Raw genomic sequence first — 2702 nt, 5'->3', positions numbered from 1 at the left:
CACGTCGTCATTGCCCTGGATTTCGGCCTTCTCTCGGCGGTTGTACTCGCGCTGGATGTCGTCATCGAGCGCATCGAGTCGATCGAGCAGTGTGCGTAGCTCTTTGGCGTGAGCCGGTGGGGGCTGCTGTCAATGGCCATTTATTTTGACCCGTTCGTGGCCAACAACTTTGACCCGGGTGCCGGTGACTAGCCGGCGGTTTTCTGTTTGAGTCGGTAGCTCTCACCTCCCAGCATGAAGATGTGTGAGTGGTGGATGACGCGGTCGATGATCGGCACCGCGACGTTGTCGTTGTGGAAGAACTCGCCCCAGTCGGTGAAGTCCTTGTTGGTGGTCAGGATCACCGAGCGGTACTCGTAGAGGCTGTGGACGAGCTGGAAGAGGTTGTAGCGCGCCTGGCGGCTCATGGGCAGGTAGCCGAGCTCATCGATGATGAGCACATCGAAGCGTGCCAGTTGGCTGATTTTCTTCTTCAGTTCGCCTTTCATCTCGGCGAGTTCGAGTTCCTCGACCAGGGCCAGGGCATTGCGGAAGGCGGCCTTGTAGCCGGCCTCCAGGGCTTTCTGGGCGATGCCGATGGCCAGGTGGGTCTTGCCCACTCCGGGCGGGCCGATGAACACCAGGTTCTCGCGGTTATCCACGAAGCCGAAGTCGAGCAGGGCGTTGACCTGGCGCTTGGTGATGGTGGTCTGGTGGTGGTAGTCGAACGCCTCCAGCCGCTTGTCGGCGGGCAGCCGGGCCTTGCGCTGGTTCGCCTGCAGGCGTTTGACCTCGCGGGCGTGCTGCTCGCGCTCGGCGAGCAGGTCGGCGAAGGCGAGATACGACAGCGCGTTGTCCTCGGCCCGGGCGAGCAGATCCGGCAGCTCCGTGGCCACGGCACTACAGCGCAGGCTGCGGTAGCGCCCGGCGGTGTCCTCAAGCCGGCTCATGGGTCACCTCCGGGTGGCCGCTGGGGCGGCCAAGGCGGGCGTACGCCTCCAGCCCCGTGTCAGGCAGCCGTGAGGCGGCTGCGGTCCCGGCGACATCGTCCCGTCCGCGGGCATCGGCCCGTTCACTGGCCTCGAGGTAGTGCTTGACGGTGCTGGCGCTGGTGCCGGGGCGCTCGGCGAGTTCGGCCAGCAGCTTGGCGTCGGCCTGCGGATAGCGGCGCAGCAGCTCCCTGACGCCACGCAGTTGGTCCTTGTAGATCCGCGGGTCGGTGGCCTTGAGCTGGCCACAGAGTTGCTCCCCCAGGGCGCTGCCCAGGTGGGTCTGGATGCTCGCCTCCAGATCCGCCACGCGCTGGGCATGGTCGCGGTAGTGATGGGTGTTGCGCACCGTCTCGCCCTTGCCGGTGCACAGCCCATGGGTGGCGACCACCTCACCGGTCTCCAGGTCGATGACCTGCACCGTGGTGCCGTCCTCAACGACTCCGACGCGGCCCTGCTGGTAGCGCATGGGCACGGAGTACTTGTTCGCCCGCCAGGCGATCAGCCCCGTCTTGTCGACCTTGCGGGCGGTGGCCGCCGGGTCGACGGCGGTGAGGCACCGGGGCGTGAGGTAGGCGCCCAGATGAGCCCGCTCCTCGGCCTCGAACAGCTCCCGTGGCGCTCGGCCCGTGGTGCCGTGGTAGCGCTCGTTGGCCACGGTGTCCAGCCAGTGCTGGAGATGAGCACGCAGCGCCTGCTCATCGGCAAAGGTCTCGCCGTAGAGTCCGTCGCGCTTGACGTACTTCACGCCCGCCTCGACCTTGCCCTTGCTCTCCGGGTCGTAGCCTTGGCACGCGTGGATGCGCACCCCGGCGGCGGTGGCGTAGGCATGGAAGCGCTCGTTGACGGTGAGCTCCCGGAACTGCTCGCTGATGACCACCATCTTGGTCTGGTCGTACACGCACTCCTCGGGCACACCGCCGAAGGCGCGGAAGGCCTCGTCGTGCATGTGCATGAACGTCGTCGTGTCGATGGGTCGCAGCGACACCCCCACGTGCATCAGCCGTGAATAGGCGAGCACGAAGACCACGAAGTGGACCGTGCGCTCCTCGCTGCCGATGACCACCCCGCGCAGCTCGCCGGGGTCGACCTGGCACTGCACGCCCGGCACCAGATCCAGCACCGGCTCATAGTAGCGCTGCTGCGCCGTGGCCACCGTGCGCTTCATCTGCTGGACATACCGGCGCAGACTGCGCTCGGAGACGTCCAGATCCCCGAGCTTCTCGCGCAGCTTGCGGGCGATCTTTACCGCCGTGAGCCGCGGATAGCGATCCAGCAGATAGGCGATGTAGTCGCGCTGGAGATCCAGCCGCTTGGTGCGCGAGCGATCCGACTGCAGCGCGCACACCGTCTGTTCGTCCATGCGCAGGTACTTGCGCACCGTGTTGCGCGACACCCCGAGTTCCTGGCTGATCGCCCGGATGGACAGCCCGCGGCCGTCGTCGTAGAGCCCCTTGATCTTGTGTATCACAACCCACCTCTTCACTTCCGCGCCCTTGCCCGCTCAACAAAGCCGGGGACGCTACGTGTATCCGTGGCCCAACGGCCACCCGAAGGTGGGTCAAAACTGTTGGCCAGCAGGGGGTCAATTTACTTGGCCAGTGACAGCTGCCACCCGGCGGGGCGACGTTCGTGGCCGAACAGCGCGAGCACGCGGCGGTCGTGGGCATCGGTTTTGGACTCGATGCCGCGGCTCTCGGCGAAGCGGCGCACGTGCTTGGGGTTGACCACCGA

Annotated in this window: 2 protein-coding genes; both read right to left on the bottom strand. The window is 66.3% G+C overall.

Annotation, left to right across the window (positions count from 1 at the left end; translation table 11 throughout):
* Positions 1 to 188 precede the first annotated feature (188 nt).
* Positions 189 to 929, bottom strand: a complete 741-nt coding sequence (gene istB, locus ACNSTU_RS17420; protein ID WP_418212804.1) for an IS21-like element helper ATPase IstB — start codon at positions 927 to 929, stop codon at positions 189 to 191.
* Entirely contained in the window at positions 916 to 2439 is a 1524-nt protein-coding gene (gene istA, locus ACNSTU_RS17415; protein ID WP_418212803.1) for an IS21 family transposase, read from the bottom strand. The genes istB and istA overlap by 14 nt, the downstream gene beginning before the upstream one ends.
* Positions 2440 to 2702: the final 263 nt, after the last annotated feature.

The sequence above is a fragment of the Aquisalimonas sp. APHAB1-3 genome, assembly GCF_048323695.1.
Lineage (GTDB): Bacteria > Pseudomonadota > Gammaproteobacteria > Nitrococcales > Aquisalimonadaceae > Aquisalimonas.
Note: the sequence above shows the minus strand (reverse complement) of the source record. Positions and strands in the feature narration are given on the sequence as shown.

Bases quoted from the DNA above. Each gene is read 5' to 3' on its own strand.
- istB (WP_418212804.1), bottom strand. From the start codon at position 929: ATGAGCCGGCTTGAGGACACCGCCGGGCGCTACCGCAGCCTGCGCTGT.